Annotated in this window: 20 protein-coding genes; 4 read left to right on the forward strand and 16 right to left on the reverse strand. The window is 44.4% G+C overall.

What is annotated here, in order from left to right:
* Positions 1 to 91: 91 nt before the first annotated feature.
* The gene (locus tag AC4G47_RS17130) at positions 92 to 499 is read left to right on the forward strand and encodes a hypothetical protein (protein ID WP_491101952.1); all 408 of its coding nucleotides are present in this window, start codon (positions 92 to 94) and stop codon (positions 497 to 499) included.
* A 121-nt stretch (positions 500 to 620) separates the two neighbouring features.
* Here AC4G47_RS17130 and AC4G47_RS17135 read toward each other — a convergent pair whose 3' ends face one another.
* From AC4G47_RS17135 to AC4G47_RS17170, 8 genes are all read right to left on the reverse strand, one after another.
* The gene (locus tag AC4G47_RS17135; RefSeq protein WP_491101953.1) at positions 621 to 1,970 is read right to left on the reverse strand and encodes a glycoside hydrolase family 30 protein; all 1,350 of its coding nucleotides are present in this window, start codon (positions 1,968 to 1,970) and stop codon (positions 621 to 623) included.
* A 22-nt stretch (positions 1,971 to 1,992) separates the two neighbouring features.
* The gene (locus AC4G47_RS17140; RefSeq protein WP_491101954.1) at positions 1,993 to 3,633 is read right to left on the reverse strand and encodes a type 2 periplasmic-binding domain-containing protein; all 1,641 of its coding nucleotides are present in this window, start codon (positions 3,631 to 3,633) and stop codon (positions 1,993 to 1,995) included.
* Positions 3,634 to 3,670: 37 nt separating this feature from the next.
* Positions 3,671 to 4,558: a carbohydrate ABC transporter permease gene (locus tag AC4G47_RS17145; RefSeq protein WP_076211802.1), complete on the reverse strand. Its 888-nt coding sequence runs from the start codon at positions 4,556 to 4,558 to the stop codon at positions 3,671 to 3,673.
* Positions 4,559 to 4,572: 14 nt separating this feature from the next.
* A complete protein-coding gene (locus AC4G47_RS17150) occupies positions 4,573 to 5,562 on the reverse strand; it encodes an ABC transporter permease (protein ID WP_491101955.1) in 990 nt (329 codons plus the stop codon).
* 150 nt (positions 5,563 to 5,712) lie between these two features.
* Positions 5,713 to 6,747: a LacI family DNA-binding transcriptional regulator gene (locus tag AC4G47_RS17155; protein WP_458126727.1), complete on the reverse strand. Its 1,035-nt coding sequence runs from the start codon at positions 6,745 to 6,747 to the stop codon at positions 5,713 to 5,715.
* 180 nt (positions 6,748 to 6,927) lie between these two features.
* Positions 6,928 to 7,272 carry a thioredoxin family protein gene (locus AC4G47_RS17160; protein ID WP_491101956.1) on the reverse strand — a complete coding sequence of 115 codons (345 nt, stop codon included), beginning with the start codon at positions 7,270 to 7,272 and terminating at the stop codon, positions 6,928 to 6,930.
* 185 nt (positions 7,273 to 7,457) lie between these two features.
* The gene (locus AC4G47_RS17165) at positions 7,458 to 7,751 is read right to left on the reverse strand and encodes a DUF3817 domain-containing protein (protein ID WP_491101957.1); all 294 of its coding nucleotides are present in this window, start codon (positions 7,749 to 7,751) and stop codon (positions 7,458 to 7,460) included.
* Between the two features lie 205 nt (positions 7,752 to 7,956).
* Complete coding sequence (locus tag AC4G47_RS17170; protein ID WP_491101958.1) at positions 7,957 to 8,925, reverse strand: LacI family DNA-binding transcriptional regulator; 969 nt, start codon at positions 8,923 to 8,925, stop codon at positions 7,957 to 7,959.
* A gap of 340 nt (positions 8,926 to 9,265) precedes the next feature.
* On the opposite strand from AC4G47_RS17170, the gene AC4G47_RS17175 reads away from it, so the two are divergent.
* Positions 9,266 to 10,699, forward strand: a complete 1,434-nt coding sequence (locus AC4G47_RS17175) for a glycoside hydrolase family 1 protein (protein WP_491101959.1) — start codon at positions 9,266 to 9,268, stop codon at positions 10,697 to 10,699.
* A 185-nt stretch (positions 10,700 to 10,884) separates the two neighbouring features.
* On the opposite strand, the gene AC4G47_RS17180 is transcribed toward AC4G47_RS17175, so the two are convergent.
* The 3 genes from AC4G47_RS17180 to AC4G47_RS17190 all read right to left on the reverse strand — a co-directional run bounded on the left by AC4G47_RS17180 (position 10,885) and on the right by AC4G47_RS17190 (position 13,707).
* On the reverse strand, positions 10,885 to 11,451 hold the full coding sequence (locus AC4G47_RS17180; protein WP_458126722.1) for a sugar O-acetyltransferase: 567 nt from the start codon (positions 11,449 to 11,451) through the stop codon (positions 10,885 to 10,887).
* Between the two features lie 213 nt (positions 11,452 to 11,664).
* Positions 11,665 to 12,828, reverse strand: coding sequence for an MFS transporter (locus AC4G47_RS17185; protein ID WP_491101960.1), 1,164 nt, complete (start codon positions 12,826 to 12,828; stop codon positions 11,665 to 11,667).
* A gap of 126 nt (positions 12,829 to 12,954) precedes the next feature.
* Positions 12,955 to 13,707, reverse strand: a complete 753-nt coding sequence (locus AC4G47_RS17190; protein WP_458126720.1) for a TrmB family transcriptional regulator — start codon at positions 13,705 to 13,707, stop codon at positions 12,955 to 12,957.
* Positions 13,708 to 13,913: 206 nt separating this feature from the next.
* On the opposite strand from AC4G47_RS17190, the gene AC4G47_RS17195 reads away from it, so the two are divergent.
* Together AC4G47_RS17195 and AC4G47_RS17200 are read left to right on the forward strand one after the other, a co-directional pair.
* Positions 13,914 to 14,042, forward strand: coding sequence for a DUF4023 family protein (locus tag AC4G47_RS17195; RefSeq protein WP_082703947.1), 129 nt, complete (start codon positions 13,914 to 13,916; stop codon positions 14,040 to 14,042).
* 93 nt (positions 14,043 to 14,135) lie between these two features.
* Positions 14,136 to 14,312, forward strand: a complete 177-nt coding sequence (locus AC4G47_RS17200) for a hypothetical protein (protein ID WP_491101961.1) — start codon at positions 14,136 to 14,138, stop codon at positions 14,310 to 14,312.
* A gap of 96 nt (positions 14,313 to 14,408) precedes the next feature.
* Here the strand turns inward: AC4G47_RS17200 and AC4G47_RS17205 are convergent, their stop codons facing one another.
* From AC4G47_RS17205 to AC4G47_RS17225, 5 genes are all read right to left on the reverse strand, one after another.
* On the reverse strand, positions 14,409 to 16,052 hold the full coding sequence (locus AC4G47_RS17205) for an extracellular solute-binding protein (protein WP_491101962.1): 1,644 nt from the start codon (positions 16,050 to 16,052) through the stop codon (positions 14,409 to 14,411).
* 305 nt (positions 16,053 to 16,357) lie between these two features.
* A complete protein-coding gene (locus AC4G47_RS17210) occupies positions 16,358 to 18,037 on the reverse strand; it encodes a response regulator (protein WP_491101963.1) in 1,680 nt (559 codons plus the stop codon).
* Between the two features lie 4 nt (positions 18,038 to 18,041).
* Positions 18,042 to 19,790 (reverse strand): sensor histidine kinase, encoded by a 1,749-nt coding sequence (locus AC4G47_RS17215; protein WP_491101964.1) that lies wholly within the window; start codon positions 19,788 to 19,790, stop codon positions 18,042 to 18,044.
* A 93-nt stretch (positions 19,791 to 19,883) separates the two neighbouring features.
* Positions 19,884 to 20,774, reverse strand: coding sequence for a carbohydrate ABC transporter permease (locus tag AC4G47_RS17220; protein WP_491101965.1), 891 nt, complete (start codon positions 20,772 to 20,774; stop codon positions 19,884 to 19,886).
* Positions 20,775 to 20,789: 15 nt separating this feature from the next.
* On the reverse strand, positions 20,790 to 21,695 hold the full coding sequence (locus tag AC4G47_RS17225; protein ID WP_491101966.1) for an ABC transporter permease: 906 nt from the start codon (positions 21,693 to 21,695) through the stop codon (positions 20,790 to 20,792).
* Between the last annotated feature and the right edge of the window lie 273 nt (positions 21,696 to 21,968).

A 21,968-nucleotide genomic window follows, 5' to 3' on the forward strand; every position in this document is an offset into this window, starting at 1 on the left:
GCAAAAGGGCTTTATCCCAGACATATAATGTGTGGCCACCCGGGTCATTCCAGATCTTGTCCTCATAGAATATATGAAAACTATATAGGAGATGATATATTTGCCAACATTTGATAGCATCCTTGTCACCGGCAATCAGACGATTAATCAGAATTTGCACGTTAATGGTAATCAAACCGTTGGTGTCGATCTACACGTCAATGGCAGCCAGACCATAGCAGGCAGCCTTCAAATCAACGCCAGCTCCTCGATTGTCAATCATTTGGGTGTAGGCGGAGTGATCGAAGCTGGAGATAGTGTTAAAGCCGCTACACAATTAATGGCACTCAATCAACCTACTCTTCCAGTGTCCCTACCCGTTTTACAACAGCTCAGATATTACAATCCTGGTGTTGCAGGTCAACCCGGTCTGGTCTTAACAGGAACTGCTGGCAATCAATATGTACTGTTCGTTGATGAGAGTAGTGGAACCCCCCATCTCGCCATTCAACCTGTATAATGTAGCCCTGCCACAGATAAATTTCACCCCAAGAAGCGATATCCGTGTACACTCCGGATATCGCTTCTTGGGGTGATCATTTTAAGTGAAGCTGATTGCACTAATTGAGGCCACGTTCTGTCTATAAGTCGGAGAATGATATGGACAAGGCACTCTTCTGTTCCAATTGACATTCCAACAATATATTGTCACGCAGTTTAACCTTCACATTGCCTACCTCTTCACCATCGTTGAAGAGGACTAATGCGACGGAACCGTCTATATTTTTGAAAGCTACAGAAAAGATCGAATCATCACTGGACGTTGATTCAATGCGAACAGCCTTTGGACGGATCACAGCACTGAAATGGGCCAAAGCATAATAATCAAGTGTATACGTAAGCTCCTTCGTCTGCTGATTCACTTGCACGATACCACGGCACGTACTGCGACCAAAACCAGGAACCGTAGGGCCATTATTCTCATCTAGTGCCATATTCCAAAGTACAAAGGACTTGCTGTAATTGCGAAGAATCTGAATTCCCGTTCGCATCACATTCGAGAAGGCCTGCTCAAATGGCGGAATCCACTCTCCACCTGAACCTTCAGTGAAATGCACTTCTTTACCTGCAAAAGCTTCATAAACCTTTGTTTGAGCAGAAGCATCGCCCCCGTACCAATGCCAGGCTACGCCGTCCACTTCTTCTCCCGCTTGTTCCAACACGGTCAGCGGATAGTCCGGTTGATCCCAGTTGTGATCGTAACAGAGAATTTTGATTTGAATCTCATTTTGTACAAAGGTTGGTTTGAGATGGTTTTTGATAAAGTCTGCTTGGGCCTCGGCTGGCATCAACATACCAGGATAGTGCCCCGGTTCATAAAGCGCCTCATTCTGTGGTGTGATGGCATGGATCGGTAATCCATGCTTAGCATAGGCTTGAATGTATTTCACAAAATATTCGGCATACACGGGATACCACTCAGCCTTCAACTGTCCGGTAATCATCGATCCGCTCGTTTTCATCCATCCCGGTGCACTCCATGGTGATGCAAACAGTTTCATGTCAGGATTCAATGCCAAAGCCTGTTGCGTTAAAGGAATAACATCCTCTTCATCATGTGAAATGCTGAATTGGATTAATTCTGCGTCTGTCTGTTGTTCGGGCATATCGTTATAACTGTATACCGTTCTCGCATAGTCCGAAGCCCCCATTGGATTACGGATGACTGACAGCCCGATCCCTTTCTCAGGATGGAACAGTCGGGTCATGACCTCATCCCGTTGCTCCTCATTCAAGATTTGGTTGATTAGATAAGCAGATGAATCGGTAAAAGAAGCACCAAATCCGTCCATCTCCTGATACGTTAGGTGATCATCCAGATGAATGGCCGTTGTTTCCTTATTGGCATCCAGTGGTTTCAATTGCTCTTGGGATAGAGATACGAATATATCTTCTTCACCCGTAGATTTGTACATTTTGAAAATCGTCATATGATTTTCCTCCACATTCCTATTATTGAATACCTAATTTTTCTTTGTTCAGTTTCATCTTCTCACTACGCACCTTCACAATCTCTTCCCAACGGTTTTCACCTAAAAATGACTTGTAAGCAGCCAGTGCATTGTCATACGAGGCATCATCCTTGGAACGTACCATACTCACCAGCGTTGTATTCCACTTCGTATTGATCGCTGACAACGCACGAGCTTCAGGTGTACCTTGATCCGGGCTAATATTCTCCAGAATGAAGTGTGGTTTCAGCTTGCCTTTGCCCCACTCCTGCATCTGTTTAATGGCTTCCGGAAAAGCATCTGCACTGAGTGCTTTGTGGCGGTCATGACCAAAGAACATAAATTCACCCATCCGATAATCCTTCTTAAATCGATCTGCGTTATTGAGTTGCAGGTCTTTCACCGCTGGCAGCAACTCTACGCTACCGTCGGCTTTGGTTTGGTAGGTTTCCCCCTCGATCCCGTAATTCATAAGCGTCTGGCCTTCTTCACTCAGCAAGTATGTGAATATCTGAATGGCCTTGGCCGGATCTTTACAGTCCTTGGAAACAAAGTTGATCATCCATCCTGTAATCCCGGATTGATTCAATGTCGGTGCATTGCCTTTAGTGCTCTGCGGTCCATCAATGGCGACATATTCTTTACCCGGATTGGCACTCATATAGATCTGCAGGTTTCCTCCTTGTTGAGGTGTACCGTCTAGCAGCATGGTTGCATATTTACCGGACTTCACTTTTTCTTCAAAAGCCGTGCCATCATCCGCGAAACTGTCATCACTGATATTGCCATCTCTGTACACGGTGTTCAATGTCTTCAACCATGTGAGATAATCTTCATCCAGATTGCGATCGTAGAACTCTCCCGATTCGGTCTCCAGCGGAACGCCGATGAAATCTTGCAGCGTATCCCCGAGTGAACCTGTACCTTCACCAATGGAGTTGAACCCAAACGGAATCAGCGCAGGGAACTCTTGCTTAATTCGTTTCATCACACTCTGGAATTCTTCTGGTGTTCCAATGACAGGGCTTCCCAGTGCTTCATATACATCCTTACGAATGATGAATGCCGTCTTGGCAGGAATGTTACCGCTATCATAATCCTCTTGCGTATTGGAATAGTTCGGATAACCATACGTTTTACCATCTGCCAACTGGAACCAGTTCAACGTATCGGCAGCCGCAACTTTATTGAAGTAAGGATCATATTTCTCCGCCAGATCATTCAGCGGCATAGCCCAAGTTGCAGCTTTTTGAACCACCGGAGAATTCGAGTCAAACACAGTCAGCAAGTCAGGCATATCTCCACCGGCGAAAAAGGTATTTAACTTGGTATCATCACCCGTGATAAATTTAATATTGATATTCAGGTCCTCTTTGATTTTCTTGGTAACAATATCCTTGCCAAAGTCGGTGTTCCACCAATCTGCATTGACGTACCAGGTCAGGTCGGTAGCCTCTTCCTTTTTATCCAATTGCCAAGCCGGCTTTTCCGGATCCACCATATAGCGATCTTCAATGGATACCCAGTTCCCTTCACTGGAGCCCCCCGATCCACCGCTGCAACCTGTAATCATAAGCACGACTGTGAGCAGTGTTGCGAGCAATTTAATCCCTTTTTTGCCTGATGCCTTGTACTTCAACATGTTTTTGTTCCTCCTCAAAATGGGTTATTTGGTTCTCTTATTCCTTGACTGCACCCAGCATCATTCCCGAGATAAAATATCTCTGAACGATGGGATAGATCAGCACGATAGGTAGTGTCGTAATGACAATGGTGGCTAACTGCACGCCTTTGGTCGTTGTTTCGATAACAGCCGAACCCCCGACATTTTGCATGGATTGTGTCTGGGACTGAACGATAATCTCATACAGCATCATCTGAAGTGGATACAGTGACTGGTCGGTAATATATAACTTGGTCGTCATGAAGTCGTTCCATTGCCCTACACCATTGAATAGCGCAATCGTAGCCATGGCAGGCATGGAGAGTGGAATGAAGATTTTCAGGAAAATATGCCAATCCCCTGCGCCGTCAATCTTGGCCGATTCTTCCAAAGAATCCGGGACATTTCGGAAGAAATTCATCAGAATCACGACATCATAGAAGCTGAATAACGCCGGGATAATGTACACCCAAAAGCTGTTAAGCAAGCCAAGTGATTTGATTAACAGATACGTCGGGATCATGCCGCCCGAGAAGAACATTGTAATAACACCCATGGCAACGTATAATTTACGGCCTCTTATGTACTTTTTGCTCAGACCATAGCCAACCATGGCACAGAAGAACACATGTGTAACAACGCCAATCGTTGTTTTGGAAACCGATATGAAGAAGGCCTGCCAGATGCCCTGATCGTTGAATACAGCTCTGTAATTCTCCAGCGAGAATTCCGGTGACCAGAAGATGAACCCACCTTCCGCCAGCGCTTTGCCTGAACTAAAGGAAGAGATGATAACATTCCAGAGAGGAACCAGAATAACGACCGTACAGATGATTAGCAATATCATGTTTAAGGTATCAAAGATCCGACTATCGAGATCTTCTTTTGCCACCTTTCCATTCACGCGGGTACCTCCTTCTACAACACAGATTGATTATCGTTTAATTTGCTTGTGATTTTGTTCGCCGTGACGAGTAGAATGACAGAGATGATTGAGACGCCCAAGCCAACGGCCGTTGCATATGAAAAGTCACCCTGAGACATCCCCATACGATAGACGTACGAATTGATGACTTCCGCTTTGTCGCGGTTCTGGGAGTTCATGAGAACCAGTGTCTGATCCAGATTCGAGCCCAATAAACCGCTTACAGTTAGAATCAGATTTAAGCTGATGATCGATTTCATGTTGGGTATGGTGATATTCCAGATCTGTCTAAGACGGCTTGCACCATCGATTTTGGCCGCTTCATAATACGTAGGATCAATCTTCGCCATGATTGCCAGATACAGAATTGTTCCCCAACCTGCTTCTTTCCAGATATCCGATAACGTAGCAATCCACCAGTACTTGCCTGCATCCAGCAAGATGTTCTGCGGTTGAGAGATCACTCCCAGGCTAAGTAACAATTGATTAAATAATCCCGTTGTTGAAAACCAGGTAATCAGCATTCCCCCAAGTACGATCCAGGACAAAAAGTGGGGTAAATATGAAACCGTTTGCACAAATTTCTTGAATCGTCCGCTGTTTAACTCATAGATCATGATCGCGAGAATGATAGGAATCACGAACCCGATCCCCAGTTTCAAAAAACTGATTCCCAGTGTATTCACGACTGCATCCCAGAAATATTTGTCTGACAAAATGATTCTGAAATTATCCAGCCCTACCCAAGGAGCGGTAGCAAGCGTATCAATAACCGTGTAATTTTTAAAGGCAATCGTCAAACCGTAAATCGGGATATAACAGAAAATAATCATAAAAATAATGCCAGGGATAATCATCGATTGAATCTCCCATTGTCTTCGATAATCTACTATGAATTCTTTGATCCGTTGTCCGATGGGTTTCTTTCCATTAGGATTGATCGCATTTTTACCGGTTGATGTCTCTACGGCTAATTTATCCACGTTCTTTTACTCCCCTCCAACTGCTATATTGTCATAAAAACGTTTTTATTTTTCGACATAAAAAACCCCCTTGGTATAAGGAATTCAAAAAAAAATCTGGGGATAACAGCGATCGGAAGGTTGTTCATCGGAGTGCCAGTGTAAATCTTTTCAGTCGAACATATTTGTACGATAATCTTTCCGGTCGATCTTCACATGGCTTGAACCTCTAACCACCAGCTCACCCGCCAATTTCTGTGCAGCCCCTTGTTCGTTCTCCTTGATCATGCCCACCAGTTGATTGATGGCCAGGATACCCTGTCTTGCAATCTGATTTCTTACCGTTGTGAGCGGTGGAGAAAAATACTGTGCGATATCAATATCGTCGAAACCCACGACACTAACGTCTTGAGGCACTTCAAAGCCCTCAGACTTCAACGCATGCATACAGCCAATTGCACTCAAGTCATTCCCTGCAAGGAATGCATCAGGCCGCTTCCCGGGATGCAAATGAAGAAAAGATTTTATAGCACTATATGTGCTATCCTCCTCGAAATACCCCTGTATAATGTAATCTTCATCGATTGGAAGCTGGTATTCACGCAGGGCAGCCAGATAGCCATCTCTACGCTGTACACTGTCAAACATCGTATCCACACCCGAAATATACGCAATGTTCTTGTGCCCCAGCCCAATTAAATACTTGGTAGCTTCGTAAGCCGCCACGTACGAGTCAAAAATGACACTTCCCATCGTATCGCTCTGATAGACCCGATCCAGAAATACAGCCTTGATCTTGTCTTTCTCCATGGCGATAATATCTTGCTCATCGATCCGAAGCTCTTCGTAGATAATGACGCCATCCACCCGCCGACCCAGAATATTACTCATAATAACGTGTTTATCCTTGGTCACAAATACATTCAGCCCGTACCCAAGACGATCACATTCACGAGACATCGACTCCACCAGCTTATAGAAATATGGACCCGATACACTTGTGGTAAAAAAGCCCAGCATCTTGGTTTGACCTGACTTCAACAGCTTACCGTTCAGATTGGGCACATAATTCAATCGCTCTGCCACCTTGAGAACATGCGATTTGGTCTCCGGGTTCAAGACATCCACACCATTCAGGGCGTTAGAGACCGTCGATATGGATACGCCAGCTTCCCTTGCTACATCTTTTATTGTTATCTTTGCCATAAGTTTTGTTCCTTTGCTATAAAAACGTTTTTATAATGTTTAAATTATCATAAAACCGTTTTCATGGCAACACTTTAATTTGTGAGTTCATGCATCGCGTCCTTTTTGTATAACCATACGTTACTGCAGGCGCAAAAAAACGGCTCACGTATGAGCCGCCGTTCATGAAGCTTTAGATTTCTATTCCCCATCCTGGATATACATGGAGTGAATCTGTTGCAGTTGTTCCTCCAAACGTTCCAAGCGAACAAAGCGATCTGCTCGAATATATTCCTTCTGCTCCACAATCATGATCATTATTGGAACGGTAAAAATAAGAAACTTGGACGCAACCTCTTCCACTTCGTTAGCATTAATGTGACCCAAGTATACCGATGGATAAGATTCCAGCAACGCCGTGATCTTGGGAAGTAAAGCATGACATACACTGCACTCTGGCCGAGATACATACAAAAAAACCAATTCATGTTGTTGAATAGCCGTTTCAACCATTTCTATAGATGTTAACTCATGAATATCTTTCATAGAAGCTCAACCCTTCCGTTATTCGATGCTTGCTCACCTAAACTTTCTCTTTCCAAGTATAGCTTATCTGCGTTAGAATAAAATGGAATATATATCCATATAAAACTCGCACAGAACTCAGCAGGCGACCTGTTCGGATATGATCCGTAGTCGGTCGCCTGCTTTAATTTTATTCAATTGGATGTTTACTTCCAATCTCTCTTCCGAAGATAGGATTCGAATACGAAAGTTCCAAAAGGCAATAGACCAGCCAGTCCACCCATCAACCAGCGCGTGATCTTCCACTTTTTGACCACAGCCAAATGCACTAGCGCAATAAGGTACAAAGGAAACAAAATACCATGAATCATGCCCATTACGGCTACAGCGGAAGAGATATCTGCAAAATATTTCAGAGGCATAGCAATAAAAATCAACAGAAGTAATGATACGCCCTCCCATATGCCCGCAATTCTGAATCGGCCTGTCACTGTCCTCATAAAGTCCATTCTCACCTTTCTCGCAGATCGTTTGTGAAATATGTAACTTGTAACATGATACGAAAACTTCACGCCACATCTCTGTACAGATATGTCGTTCTGAAGCACATATTCAGTATAACGTATGACTCGGGATCGAAGATGCTTCAAATTTGAATAATTATTGAATCCCTAACACCTGATTCCCACATCAAGCGTTAGGTTTTCAAGTCGTCTCACGCTCAATCAGCTGATATGTCAGCTGTTCGGTCTGCAACTCCGTTTTACCCAATACGGCCCACAATTGATGAAAAGCCTGAGTAGCCTGCTCCGCAATGGGATTGTGAATGGTCGTGAGTCCGAGAACACGGGAAAGCTCGATATCATCGAACCCAACAATGGCGAGTTGTTCCGGTACCCGAATATTCCTTCTGCGTGCTTCACACAAAATACCGATGGCTGCATAATCATTCGAACATAATACGGCCTGTGGAAGTTCTGGCCCCTCTGCCATTCTTCGCATGGCTTCTTCACCATCTGAGGAGCTAAATACGGAATATTGATACGCTTCAGTCCACACATGCATATCTCTGCTCTTCATGAAAGATTCATAGGCTTCACGGCGGCTCTGGGTATTCAGACTTTCAGCCCTGCCGAATGCATTCGCAATCCGGGTGTATCCTCTAGAAAACAGATGCTCCAGAGCTAACTTATACCCTTCTGCCTGATCCATAGCAACAGACGGAATCTCGTTATTCCCCATTCGCTGCCAGGAGACAATGGGCCCATACTCACGATATGCCTTCAATTTGCGAGGGTTATTGACACATGCAATAATAACCAGCCCATCCACTCGTTTGCTGCGCAGATCTTCGAACGCCTGCAATTCAATCTCCGGATCTCCACGGGATGTATAGATAATCGTTTGAAACCCGAAATCCATAGCTGTATCTATGAATTGATTCATGAATGTAAGAATGATTTCACTCGTGGTTGAAGTCACAATTCCAATCTGCTTCGTCTGCCCTGTAGATAAAGATACTGCATTTCGGTTGGGAATATAATTCAACTGTTTCATAATATCCGTTATGATCTTTCTTGCTTCATCACTAACATGCGGAGAATGATTAATCACGCGTGACACTGTCGCTTTTGAGTAACCGGACCGCTTCATAATTTCATCGAACTTGGACATCGGAGACTCCCTTCTTGCTAACTTACTTAGAATAATAGTATGCATTAAATTGAGGTCAAAAGTAAAACTTGACGTGTAACCCGTTACAACGTTTAAGCTTTTTTTACGTCATATATGAATTATCTTAAAGTGCGTGTTCAAAAAGACCGGTTTTCAGTACCGAGAAGATGGGATGAAGCTAGAAATGGAGTAGCAGAGCGTAGGGAAAACTACGTGAGCAACGGACATTTCGGCTGAATTCCATATTCGATGCTGATGATGCCGTTAGGCATCCTTTGTAATCAAAAGCGGGCTTTTTGAACAACCTCTTAAAATCAATTTGATGAATGGAGCGATACACATGAATAACTCTCAAAATCAAACCTATCAATTCCCGCAAAATTTCCTGTGGGGTGGCGCAATTGCAGCCAATCAGGCTGAAGGTGCATACAATCAAGGCGGCAAAGGGTTATCCACACAGGATGTAGCTCCCAAAGGCATCATGGGTCCAATCACGGAAGAACCCACTGAAGATAACATGAAACTGATCGGTATTGATCTGTATCATCGCTATAAGGAAGATGTGAAACTGTTTGCAGAGATGGGCTTCAAAGTGTTCCGTACTTCCATTGCTTGGTCCCGGATTTTCCCGAAAGGAGACGAGCTTGAGCCTAATGAAGAAGGATTGCAGTTCTACGACGACCTGTTTGACGAGTGTCACAAATACGGGATCGAACCACTGGTTACACTATCCCACTATGAGACACCGCTGCACCTGTCCAAAGAATATGATGGATGGGTTAACCGGAAAATGGTTGGATTCTATGAGCGTTATGTAACTGCCGTGTTTAAACGTTATAAGAACAAAGTAAAATATTGGCTTACTTTTAACGAAATCAATTCGATTCTCGAAGCACCATTCATGAGTGGAGGCATCTACACACCGAAAGAGAAGCTTAGCAAGCAAGATCTGTATCAGGCGATCCATCATGAGTTTGTAGCCAGTGCTTCTGCTGTGAAGCTCTGTCATGAGATCATCCCTACGGCACAGATTGGTTGTATGATGCTCAGTATGCCTACCTACCCGCTGACACCGAATCCAGACGATATGATCAAAGTCATGGAATTCGAGCATAGCAACTATTTCTTCGGTGATGTGCACGTAAGAGGTCGCTATCCTGGATATATGAAACGTTATTTCCGTGAAAATGGGATCGAGATTCAGATGGAAGCTGGCGACGAAGAAATGCTGCTGAATACAGTGGACTTCATCTCCTTCAGTTATTACATGAGTATCTGTCAGACGGCAGATCCGGACAAACAAGTCACAGGTGAAGGTAACCTGCTTGGTGGTGTGCCTAACCCTTATCTGCCAGCAAGTGAATGGGGATGGCAGATAGACCCGCAAGGCTTGCGTTATGTCCTCAACATGTTCTATGACCGCTATCAGAAACCATTGTTTATTGTAGAGAATGGCCTGGGAGCTGTTGACGAGTTGATCACGGGTGCTGACGGCGAGAAAACAGTTGAAGATGACTACCGAATCCAGTATCTGAATGATCATCTGGTTCAGGTTGGCGAAGCCATTGAAGATGGCGTGGAAATTATGGGGTATACCTCATGGGGTTGTATCGATGTCGTCAGTGCGTCTTCTGCCCAGTTGAAAAAACGTTATGGTTATATCTATGTTGACCGTCATGATGATGGATCAGGCACACTCGAACGCTACCGTAAAAAATCCTTCCATTGGTACAAAGAAGTGATCGGCAGTAACGGAAAAAGCTTGAAACGTTAAGATTTTTTAATTCACATGTTGCAGAAACATTCCTACTATCCTCCAGACAAGTCACATGAAAAAGTGTCGGTTATACGATACCTTGGCATGTTTTCTGTCTGGGGGATTTTATTTTTTTATAAAAAACACCCGATGATACACATCGGGCATTCTCATTGGCTACTATCATCTGTCTATTCACAAAATCAAAGCTCAATCTCTCTAATGACTCTAGCAGGGTTGCCGCCCACGATCATATTATCCGGAACATCCTTCGTAACTACCGACCCAGAAGCAATGACCACGTTGTCTCCAATGGTAACCCCCGGATTAATAACTGCTCTACCACCAATCCATACATTATTTCCAATCGTGACTGGCTTGCCATATTCTGCACCCGTATTACGTTCATGCGGATGTAATGGATGAGAAGCCGTATAGATATGTACATCTGGCCCCATTAAGCAATGGTCACCAATACGAACTTCACACACATCTAATATTGTACAGTTAAAATTGGTATAAAAATGATTGCCTACATGAATGTTATATCCATAATCCACATGAATATTAGGTTCCATGCTCAAGTGTTCACCTGTAGATCCCAACAATTCCTTCAATAACTTGGTGCGAAGCTCGCCGTCAGTTTCCGTCGTTTGATTAAATGTCCGCGTCATTCTTCTTGCATACTCTCTGTCCTGGGACAATTCCAGATCCGAAGCCATGTACAGCTCGCCATCCAGCATTTTTTGTTTTTCCGTCTTCGTAGTCATGGTCACACTCCTTTGGTACACATCATGTATTCAACAACATTAGATAATACTTTTTAAAACTATTTTAATTATATAGAATACCTTGAATAAAGCAAGTCTTCCTCTATATGAAAATGTATTGTACTCTCGCGTATTCTAACGAAACAGCAAAAAACCTCTACACCCCATTCGATTATGGAAATGCAGAGGTTCAAGCTTTTGTACGTATTTATTCTAAGCGACCGCCTGAACAGTTTTGTCCTTGATGCTAATCGCATAGATGGCAGACACCAAACCAAGCAGAATCAGAACAGAACCAACCCATCCGGTATTCAGTATCGATGAATGATCAATCACCATGCCACCGATATAGGTGCCCAGTGCAATACCTGCATGTGCAATTCCTGAATTGGTACTGATTAGCGTTTCGGCTGTTTCCGGCGAAGTTTTGATAATGAGACTATTCTGAACGGGTGTAACCGTCCAGCTCAATGCACTCCAGATGCTTAACAATAGCAAGAAGGCGATCAAAGGTAATCCTACGCTGAACGGAATGACAGCCATACTCACAATAAAAGGAATCAGCACAATAACAATAGCTTTAGCAGGGTGCAGACGATCGGATAACATGCCCCCGATGCCTCCCCCTGCGACAGCGGCAATCCCAAACATCATATAGATAAACGTAACCATCGTGGCACTGGCACCCAGCGTTTCTTGCAGGAATGGCGTGAAATACGCATATAAAGTCAAGTGACCCGCCAGCACAAGCAAAGTCGTAGCATGGATCGCCAACATTTTCGGATTCCACAGAGCCGTAAGCTGTTTCTTCAGGGATACAGCAGGAATAGGCTGCACACGATCCATTGCAATCCAGATGGCTACCATAACTACTGCTGTCAGAATGGCGATCAACATAAACACCTCACGCCAGCCTGCCAAGTTGCCTACAAAGATGCCCAGAGGTACACCCATGATAAGCGATGCACTGCCTCCCATGGTAATGATCCCCACGGCACGTCCTTTATATTGTGGTTCCACAATACGCGCTGCAAGGGTTAGGGAGAGTACAAAAATAAGTGAGCCCGTCGCGGCTCCAAGTGCTCTGCCCGCCATCAACATGTAGAAGCTGGTACTGAATGCAGAGATCAGGTTACTGATTAAAAATACAAATAGCGTACACATATATACCTTTTTACGTTCAAATCTGGCTGTCATATTTAATAAAATCGGCGCAGATAACGCATAGACAAGTGAGAAAATAGAGATTAAGTACCCGGCCTTCGCCAGGGAAAGATGAAGATCCGTAGCAATCAGGTCCAGAATTCCGCCCAAGATCAGCTCAACGGTTCCGACCACAAATGCTGCGATAGCAAGCACATATACTTTCTTATTCATGTTGTATCCTCCTAAAAAAGTTACAACTACGATAGTAACCCATAAAAATGAAAGTTTCAACACTTATTTTCATAATCGTTTTCATACGAAGAGATAACAAAAAAACTATTCTCCGAGAGAATAGTTTTAATAGATCAACCTGGTAAGCAGTCGCTCGATCTCCGCATCCTGTAACAGTTGGTCACCGTATTTTTTGGTAATTTGAGTAAGGGCAACATCATGGTAGAAATAATCGGTCATCGCTTTGACGATCGGTTTGGACATCGTCTTGATCGCTCTCCAGGAATCATGCTCTACACCGGCAAACAGCAGATAGGCATGATCCACAATGAGCAGCTGTGAAGGTTCTGGCGCGTCGAGCAATGGAATCAACGAGTATTTCCGGCTTAAGGATGTCTCCATTCCCCCAACGGCAAGCACTTCAACGTACACGCCCTGCTTTTCCTTCTGCTCCAGCAGTTCACGATATTTTTCCATTCGCTCATTCCAGGCCAGAAAAAGAATCGATGAGTCTGCTTCCTCGATAAGCTGTTCAATATTCGATGCGATGGATGATTCATCTTTTAACGTCCAGATATGCTCGTCCGTGAATGTACGTTTGATTTTGTAACGCTTCAGTTCCTCAATATCTTTCTCGAAATCTGCCTTAATCTTATGAATGATGGACTGAAGATCAACGGCCATATATAATTTTTTCTTCCCATCCATCGTTGTTAGCACCGTTCCCTTGTCGATTAGCCGGTTGAGCACTTCATAGATCTTGGCTTTGGGGACGTTGGAGTGATTAACAATGGATGTGGCATCAAGCGGTTCATCCTGTGCAAATATAGCCTCATAGACCTGACTCTCATATTGTGTAAAACCGAATTTCTGCAACATGTCTGGATAGGCCCATCCCTTCTTATTATGTTTGGTCTATCTAGTTTAGACGGCTATACTGCCCATGTCCAGTATGTCCCAATTGATCTTGGTGAAAGTCGTATCGCAATAAGCCTTAGCGTTGTACCTCAAATAAAATTACTTTTCAATGGTTATATTAAGAATCGGAATACACATTTCGCTTATGAAAGGAGTTGTAGGAACAGATGGAGAGTACTCATGATTTTGTGAAAAAAGTTAACGAAAATGCGGAAAAAGCACGCCATAACAAAAACAATGGTAAAGGAACTCCGGCGGACAAGTTACCATCGAAGCAGCACTCCACGAATAAGTAGGTCTATTTATTAAACAGCATGTCTATGGTCTAGCACATTTTCATCCTTTTTTTATCTTCTATTAAGAACCTTAATAGAAAAGAGATGATTAGGATGGCTCGTGTCAATGCTGTTCCACAACCGGATCTGGTATTAATCTATTGGTGTAGAAATCCGCTCGTTCCCGGTGCACGGCTGATCAATGCACTGAACTGCTTGCTGGACAATGATATTGGATTCAAAGTGGTATATCGCTACAAACGTCTGAAATCAGTGGGGTTCTGTTATTGAAACGCAGATAATCCGAATCAAAAAATGGTGCCTCTCCTTAGGGGAGCGCACCATTTTCTATTTTTTTATTCTTCGATCATATGATATTCAACCATTTTATTGGTTAGCTGCGATGGTATCGTTCACTTCTTGTGTGATCTGATCCCCGCCAAGTTTCTTCCAATTGGCTACAAAGTTATCGAACTCGTCAATCGACAAGTTACCATAAATGATTTTCAGAAACGTCTCGGCTCTCAGTTTATCGAGTGTTGCCTGTTTGGTATTCATCGTTCTCGTTGGTGCATAGATGAATTCATTCATGACAATCAGGTCATTATCCCGATAATATTTAATCACACCTTGTGAACTCTCTGGGCCAAAGATACGCTCCATATGCCACTTATCGAGATTCCCATTCCGATAATCCATAATATCGTCATAGAACAGCTTCGCTTCCAGTTCCAATCCGGAGGTATCTCCTGTTTTGAGCGCCTGCTCTACTTCATCCTGTGCTTTCACATTTTTGTTAGCAGGCAGATTCCAGACTGTCGCATTATGAAAACCAAGACCCGTCAGTCCATTCAAATAAGCAGCCCGTTCTTCCTTGGCAGACTCACCGAACATTTTTTCAGCCTGGAAATTAAGCAACTTGATTAACGCTTCCGGATGCTCGTAGCCTTTGCGGACGGCAAATATACCGCCCAGACTAAGATGATTCTGTGTTTTGGCTGGCTGATCATCAATCGATTGAACCGGGTAAGCCATCCAGTCGATGTTCTTGTCTTTTTTAATCATGCTACTAACCTGAAAAGGTGCCCATTGTGGCAGGAAGAACATGCCAGACTTGCCTGCATTCACATCCTCCATCATTTTAGCAAAATCCTTAACCCCAAACTCGGGATCCAGCACACCCTTCTGATACAGAGTCTGAAGCTCACGCAACCCTTCTTTCACTTCCGGTTGGATCGTTCCATTCACGACTTGACCTGAAGCATCCTTAATCCAGGTTTCGAGATAACCATGATAACCGAGCAAGAACGCGTTTATAGGCAAATCCTTGTTTAAGGCAATCCCGTACGTGTCATCTTTGCCATTTCCGTCTGGATCTTCGAAGGTAAAGGCTTCTGCAATCTGGATAACATCCTGCATGGATTTGGGTGCCTCAAGACCAACCTTTTTCAGCCAATCCTGACGAATCCAGATCATATCCGAGGAATCCAGTGAGCCTGGGAAGCTCACCATGGCGTATATTTTCCCATCCTTCGTTACTGGCTTCAAACCTGCTCCATCTTCAGCGGACATGAACTCCTTCACCAGTTCGGATGCGTACTTGTCATATACTTCGGTCAGATCCTCCAGCATTCCCGCTTCATGAAGTTGTTCGAATTGGACTGCGCTCACTTTCAGTACATCCGGCAGATCACCACTCGCCAGCGTGACATTCATCTTATCGTTATAATTGGCATCCGGAACTATCCACTCGTACGTTACATCAATACCGAGTTCATCCTTGTACCCTCTGGTCCAGATGTTGTTGGCGTGTGTATCCCCTTGGGCGAGCGATTCTTTCCCCGTTTCATTCATGGTGGAAGTCAATTTAATGGGTGGGTCATATTTCGTAAGTGGTCCTCCCGCATCCTGCTGTGTGTTCGGTGCAGTTTCATTCTCGGCACTTCCCGCACCAGATGAACAGGCAGCAAGCGTGGTGGCCAGCACCATGGTTAATGTTAACAATGAGAACTTCTTGAATGATATATTCATGCGAATCCCCCTTTTTTCTCCTCCCGTGAGGTATATAAGATGAACTTTAAATATTAAACATCCACTCCGATAGCAGAATAACCTTCCGATCACTGTTATCCCCAGATTTCCTTTATCCCTTTTTCTAAGGGAGAAATCTGTTGATAAAGGCGAACGCTCCGCTTCTTCAGGTTTTTTCTGCTCTCTCCGTTCATGGTTTAATTTCACTCATCTTATATATAATTTTATTTTATAAAGAAAGCGCTATCAATTCGAGTGTACCCCGTTGACATCTGGTATCTTTGATTTACCATTTGAGATATCATCTAACTTTTCTGATCCCGATACTCTTGAGGGGTGCAGCCTGTCGCTTTTTTGAAGAAACGATAAAAATAATGCTGATCACTAAATCCAACCTTCGCAGATATTTCATGCATCTTGCAGGTCGAACCCAGAAGCAACTCTTTGCTTCGCTCCACTCTGCGGTCATGGATGTAGTCGGATATGCCTTTGCCTGTAATTCGTTTGTACCAACGCGACAGATAAGAAGGGTTAAGAGAGACTTCCTGTGCGATCCGTGTGAGTGAGAGGTCGTCCTCCAGATGATGCTTAATGTATTGATGGATCATGATTAGAATCTGCGATTGGTCGTTCAGACGGGCATCGCTTCGTTTGGAGATCATCCATTCGTATGCTGATTGATAAAAGATGACCAGATCGGACCATGCGGTATGAATGTCAAAATGCAGCATTCGGGACAGCGATATTTCTTCCATTGCCGATTCATATAAGCCCAGTTCGTGCAGGACTTCAATGAGCACACTTGCTGCACCCGTATACGTTTTCATACGAAAGAACGGATCTTGAAGTCCCTCCTTCGCCGCCTCGGTCCATTTATGGAATGACTCTATCCATTCCCGATCCCCGGCGGTTATTCGCTGTTTGATCTGATCCAGATGCAGCGCTACAATACCCTGTTGATTCATAATGCTAGGGGTGTAAGGCAATTCATCCTGAATATTTACACGCAGGAGTTTCTCCATCCCAAGCCCGGGACTCTCATGAATCGACAGACGCAACTGTGCGATCGCCTGATTAACCCTGCTCCACTCTACCGCCTGCTCGCTGACCATGATGGATACAGACAGGTTCAGGCAGACAGCACAGGATTGCTGCACAGACTCCAATGTGCCATAGACAAAACGAAGGGTCTGTACCCAGCTATCCAGCTGACGCCCTTGTTCCCCTTGCGTATTAGATACGTGTGACGGATGCGCCTCTTGTGATTGAATAAAGCACGCGATGACCTGAGCGTCCAGATCAATCGCCTTCACCTTGGCCTTGTCCTGCAACAGCTCCTCCGCAACATTGGCAACGGCATAGCGGATTAGACTTCGATCCGCCTGGGACTGATAGTTGTTCCATTCTTCTACCCGGATGATCACTGGAATAACAAGTTGATCGGATTCAAAAGGTAGCTGCACAGCATCCAGTTCTTCTTGAAGTGAAATGATGTCTTGTCTATCCGTTCGCTTAAGCAAATCCAGCAGTAATTGACGCTGTAACTGGGGCAGCGCTCGCGGCAATTTACTGCGAAACCATGCAGCTTGGTAGCGAAAATCATTCTCTTCCGAGATCTGTGTTAACGCCCGCTCTACCGCAGCCCGAATGTGATTCATGCCCTCTGTCTTTAACAGGTAATCAACAACACAAGGATTTCGAATAGCTTGGTGCGCATAATCGAATTCGTTATGTCCTGTCAGCAAGAGAACTTTGCATCGTGGCCACCGATCCATAATCTGCTCAATCAACTGCATTCCATCCATGCCGGGCATACAGATATCGCTGAGTACAATATCAATCTTCACCGAGTTCAACCAATCAATAGCTTCATAGGCAGAGTATGCCTTGATTATCTCCATGTCCTGAAGATTTGCTTTTTGAAAGAACGCATACAGTCCGTCCAGAATAACGGGTTCATCATCGACAATAAGCATCCGCTGCATAACGCTACTCCCCCTCCCATGGAATCTTCACTATAATGCACAACCCACCGAGCTCACTTCGCTGCGCTGTAAGACCATAGGCAGCCCCGAATTTGATTCTTAATCGCTGATTCACATTCATAAGCCCGGTTATCTCTTCGTTTCCATGTTTCCGCTCTGTTTCCTCAAAGGCAGATTGCAGGTAATTCAATGTTTCGTCGGTTAACTGATCCCCATCATCCTCAATGCGAATGGACAGGTTGTCCAGGCCCTTTTGGTACGAAATCTGTAGAATACCTCCCTGGCTTCGTTTGGCTAGTGCATGCTCAAACACATTCTCTACGATCGGCTGAATCATGACTCTGGGAACGGAAATGACCCTGTACCTTGCATCCACATCCTCTAACTCCAATTGAATCCTCGAACCAAATCGGATTTTCTGAATGGAGGCATAGACCAGCGCATGGTCAATCTCAGCCCCTAACGATACCTCCGTATGAGAATCCCGAGACATATACCTGAAATATTGACCCAGGTAGTCGGTGAATTCCTGAATGAGCTCCACATTCTCCACCTCAGCCATTTGCTTGATGCTGAACAGACTGTTGTATAAAAAGTGAGGTTGAATCTGGGATTGCAGATGTTTGAGTTCCGCCTCACTTGTTCGAATCCGTGCAACATAATTCTCATCGATCAAAATATGTAGGCGCTCTATCATATGGTTGAATCGGGAGTACAAATAGCCGAATTCATCCCTTCTGGATGAAGGAATATGGACGCTTGTCTGGCCCTGCTCTGCCATCCTGAATCCTCGAATGAGCACCGCTAAGGGTTGGTGAATCGATCTGTAGATTGAAAACGAGAAGACAATAATGATCACAACCGACATGAAGGTCACCATCCATAACCATACGTTGTATTGTTTCAGCGGCGCGCTCAGAACATCCTGCGGAATAGTGGCTGTCAGCGTGAACGAGTGATCCTTATCATGTAACGAATAATAGAGATAGGGATCAGATTGGAACTTCGTAACTCGCATGGACTCGGATGGTTCAGTCGAGACTGTTCGAATCGGTATTACAGGTGCTGGCTGCTCTGAAGAAGAGATCACTACATTATGCTGATCACCAAAACTCAGTGTAATGTCACTTTCACCCGTTTCCGACAGCTGCTGCAAACGGTGTTTCAGTTCTTCAGCAGACAAGCGTATCCCTAATATAAAATTGGGTGGCTCCTCATGGTTCATGTTATACGGATTACTTTTCAGGAAATAGAGATCATTATTGGAATGCGATAATTCGCCATTCAGATTCCCCATCGTCGCGAGCAGACTCTTCCACTCGATATCCTCTACGTCCCGAATCCCGTCCGCCGCACTGACTCGTTTATGCAGAGCGGGAACATAGTACACAACATCACTAATGTAGGGACTCGTCACCATGATCTGACCCAGCTTATTGTGAATGTTGTTCAGGCTGGACGTGACTTCATACCTGCTCATAATCGCGGCTCGTGTACTTAGTGTGGACATGGGTTCATCAAATGAAAATTCGGTAACCAGCGCACTCATTCGCTCCAATTCGAATTGCAGATGATTATGGTAGAAGTACAATTTGGACTCATGTGCCTTCTCCACCTCCGTCTGCATTTGTTTGGAGCTGAGTTGCGTGATCATAATGCTTATCCCGTACAAGGGCAGAATGACCAGTACAAAAGCAATCATCAGTTTGACGACAATGGATGACTCTCTCCATCTCCCCCGGATGAATCTCAATATTCCATCTCCCCTCTCCTCAATAGCAAATCAATAGCAAAAAAGGAGCCAGAAATCGGCTCCTTCCATCGATCGGTTTTCCTCCTATCGATCTTATCCCTTTACACTTCCGACGACAAGCCCATGGACGAAATACCGCTGCAGGAACGGATACACGAGTAGAATCGGAATAACGGACAAAAAGATCTGGGAAGCTTGGGTTGTTCTATCCGATACCTGACTTAAGAGCGTTGCATCCTCCAGCGTCATCATCTCGCTCTGAATCATCGTCACCTGCTGTAACATGGACTGAAGATATGTAGCAAGCGGATAGCCTTCCGGGCTCTTCATGTAGATCATGCCATCGAACCAGGCATTCCAGTGTCCCACCATGGCGAACAGCGTAATAGTGGCGATACTGGGGAGTGAAATAGGAAGGTAGATGCTGCATAGGGTGCGGAAATGTCCTGCCCCATCCATCCAGGAGGCTTCTTCAAGCTCCTTCGGTAATCCCCGGAAGAAATTAAGCATTAACAGTACATTAAAGATCGGAACAGCGCCTGGCAGAATTAGAGCCCAGATGGAATCCAACAGCCCCGCTTCCTTAACCACCAGATAACTCGGGATCAATCCTCCACTGAATAACATGGTGAATACGAAGATCCACGCGTAGAACGTTCTTGAACGGAACTTGGCAGCCTCTTTGGAGAGCGGATAAGCTACCAGAATCGTGAAGATCAGATTGGTCGTAACCCCCAGAACTACACGTAGAAGGCTCGTGCCGAATGAGTTCAGGAATTGCTGATTTTCCAGAATGTATTGATAGGAGGACAACGTGAAATCGACAGGCCAGAATGTGACGCTTCCCGCTTTTACCGCATCACTTGAACTAAATGAAATCGCTAATATATTCACAATCGGGAACAGGCATAACAAGGCAAGAATCGTCAGGATGACGTAGTTAAACCCTAGGAACCACCGATAAGCTCTTGAAGCGTGGTGCATGATTCTGCCTCCTTTCTAGAATATCCGATAATTCGCGAACCGATAGGCCAAGAAATAACCAAGTCCGATAAAAATGAAGGAAACGACGGATTTGATCAGACCCAGTGCTGTCGATACGGAATACTGTGCATCCTGCAATCCGATCCGATAGATCATCGTATCCAGAATATCTCCTGACTCATATACCAATGGATTATAGAGGTTGAATACTTGGTCAAAGCCACCGTTAAGTACATTTCCCAGACTAAGCGTTACCATCAAAATGACGATCGGGCGAATGCCTGGCAGTGTGATATGCCATGTCTGCTTCCATCTTCCCGCACCATCCATAACAGAGGCCTCATACAGAGACTTATCAATATTAGTAAGGGCAGCCAGATAGATAATGGTCCCAAATCCGAATTCTTTCCATTGGTCTGTAATGACAAGTATGTAAGGGAACCACTCATTACTGGCCAGGAATTGAATCGGGTCAATACCCACAGCTTTCAGCAACATATTAACGATCCCTGTGCTTGGAGATAACACATCCACGATGATTCCCGCCAGAATAACCCATGAGAAAAAGTGAGGCATATAGATCACCGTCTGAATCGTTCGTTTAAATCCTGTCTTGCGAACCTCGTTAAGCAATAAGGCTACAAGTACCGGAATCACCAAGCCGGACACAATTTTCATCGTCGATATAAATACCGTATTCCATACAACCTGCGAGAACCCCGGCAGATCGAACAGATACCTGAAATTGTCCAAACCCACCCAATTCATATTTTTGAATCCGGCAATGGGAGAGAAATTCTGAAAAGCAATAGACAGCCCCGCCATCGGAATGTAACCGAGTACAATAATAATGAGCAGTCCAGGCAGAATCATGAGATGAAGCGGAACGTTTCGGATAAATTGTTTGTAGTTGGAACGCATAAGCTGACTCCTCCTTCAACGTTTATTATAGGAGCAGCCAGATCAACGCAATAGTGTGGGCTATTTACTTTGGGTATCTTTTGTTGACTGCTTTCCACAGTTCGACAGCATACCAAAAAAAGAAACGAATCAGTTGCAATTCGATGCTTAAACCATTAGAATGAACTCTTTTGAGATATGCATAGACATAGCCATTTTGGGTTATTCTACCAAGGTTTGCTAACTACGATATGAAACCTTATAATCCTGTGTACGTAATGTAATATTTACTAT

The sequence above is a fragment of the Paenibacillus sp. Negev47 genome, from assembly GCF_058313655.1.

Coding starts and splice junctions, on each gene's coding strand:
- AC4G47_RS17130 (WP_491101952.1), top strand. CDS start 92: ATGATATATTTGCCAACATTTGATAGCATCCTTGTCACCGGCAATCAG.
- AC4G47_RS17135 (WP_491101953.1), bottom strand. CDS start 1,970: ATGACGATTTTCAAAATGTACAAATCTACGGGTGAAGAAGATATATTC.
- AC4G47_RS17140 (WP_491101954.1), bottom strand. CDS start 3,633: ATGTTGAAGTACAAGGCATCAGGCAAAAAAGGGATTAAATTGCTCGCA.
- AC4G47_RS17155 (WP_458126727.1), bottom strand. CDS start 6,747: ATGGCAAAGATAACAATAAAAGATGTAGCAAGGGAAGCTGGCGTATCC.
- AC4G47_RS17160 (WP_491101956.1), bottom strand. CDS start 7,272: ATGAAAGATATTCATGAGTTAACATCTATAGAAATGGTTGAAACGGCT.
- AC4G47_RS17165 (WP_491101957.1), bottom strand. CDS start 7,751: ATGAGGACAGTGACAGGCCGATTCAGAATTGCGGGCATATGGGAGGGC.
- AC4G47_RS17170 (WP_491101958.1), bottom strand. CDS start 8,925: ATGTCCAAGTTCGATGAAATTATGAAGCGGTCCGGTTACTCAAAAGCG.
- AC4G47_RS17175 (WP_491101959.1), top strand. CDS start 9,266: ATGAATAACTCTCAAAATCAAACCTATCAATTCCCGCAAAATTTCCTG.
- AC4G47_RS17180 (WP_458126722.1), bottom strand. CDS start 11,451: ATGACTACGAAGACGGAAAAACAAAAAATGCTGGATGGCGAGCTGTAC.
- AC4G47_RS17185 (WP_491101960.1), bottom strand. CDS start 12,828: ATGAATAAGAAAGTATATGTGCTTGCTATCGCAGCATTTGTGGTCGGA.
- AC4G47_RS17190 (WP_458126720.1), bottom strand. CDS start 13,707: ATGTTGCAGAAATTCGGTTTTACACAATATGAGAGTCAGGTCTATGAG.
- AC4G47_RS17195 (WP_082703947.1), top strand. CDS start 13,914: ATGGAGAGTACTCATGATTTTGTGAAAAAAGTTAACGAAAATGCGGAA.
- AC4G47_RS17200 (WP_491101961.1), top strand. CDS start 14,136: ATGGCTCGTGTCAATGCTGTTCCACAACCGGATCTGGTATTAATCTAT.
- AC4G47_RS17205 (WP_491101962.1), bottom strand. CDS start 16,052: ATGAATATATCATTCAAGAAGTTCTCATTGTTAACATTAACCATGGTG.
- AC4G47_RS17210 (WP_491101963.1), bottom strand. CDS start 18,037: ATGCAGCGGATGCTTATTGTCGATGATGAACCCGTTATTCTGGACGGA.
- AC4G47_RS17220 (WP_491101965.1), bottom strand. CDS start 20,774: ATGCACCACGCTTCAAGAGCTTATCGGTGGTTCCTAGGGTTTAACTAC.
- AC4G47_RS17225 (WP_491101966.1), bottom strand. CDS start 21,695: ATGCGTTCCAACTACAAACAATTTATCCGAAACGTTCCGCTTCATCTC.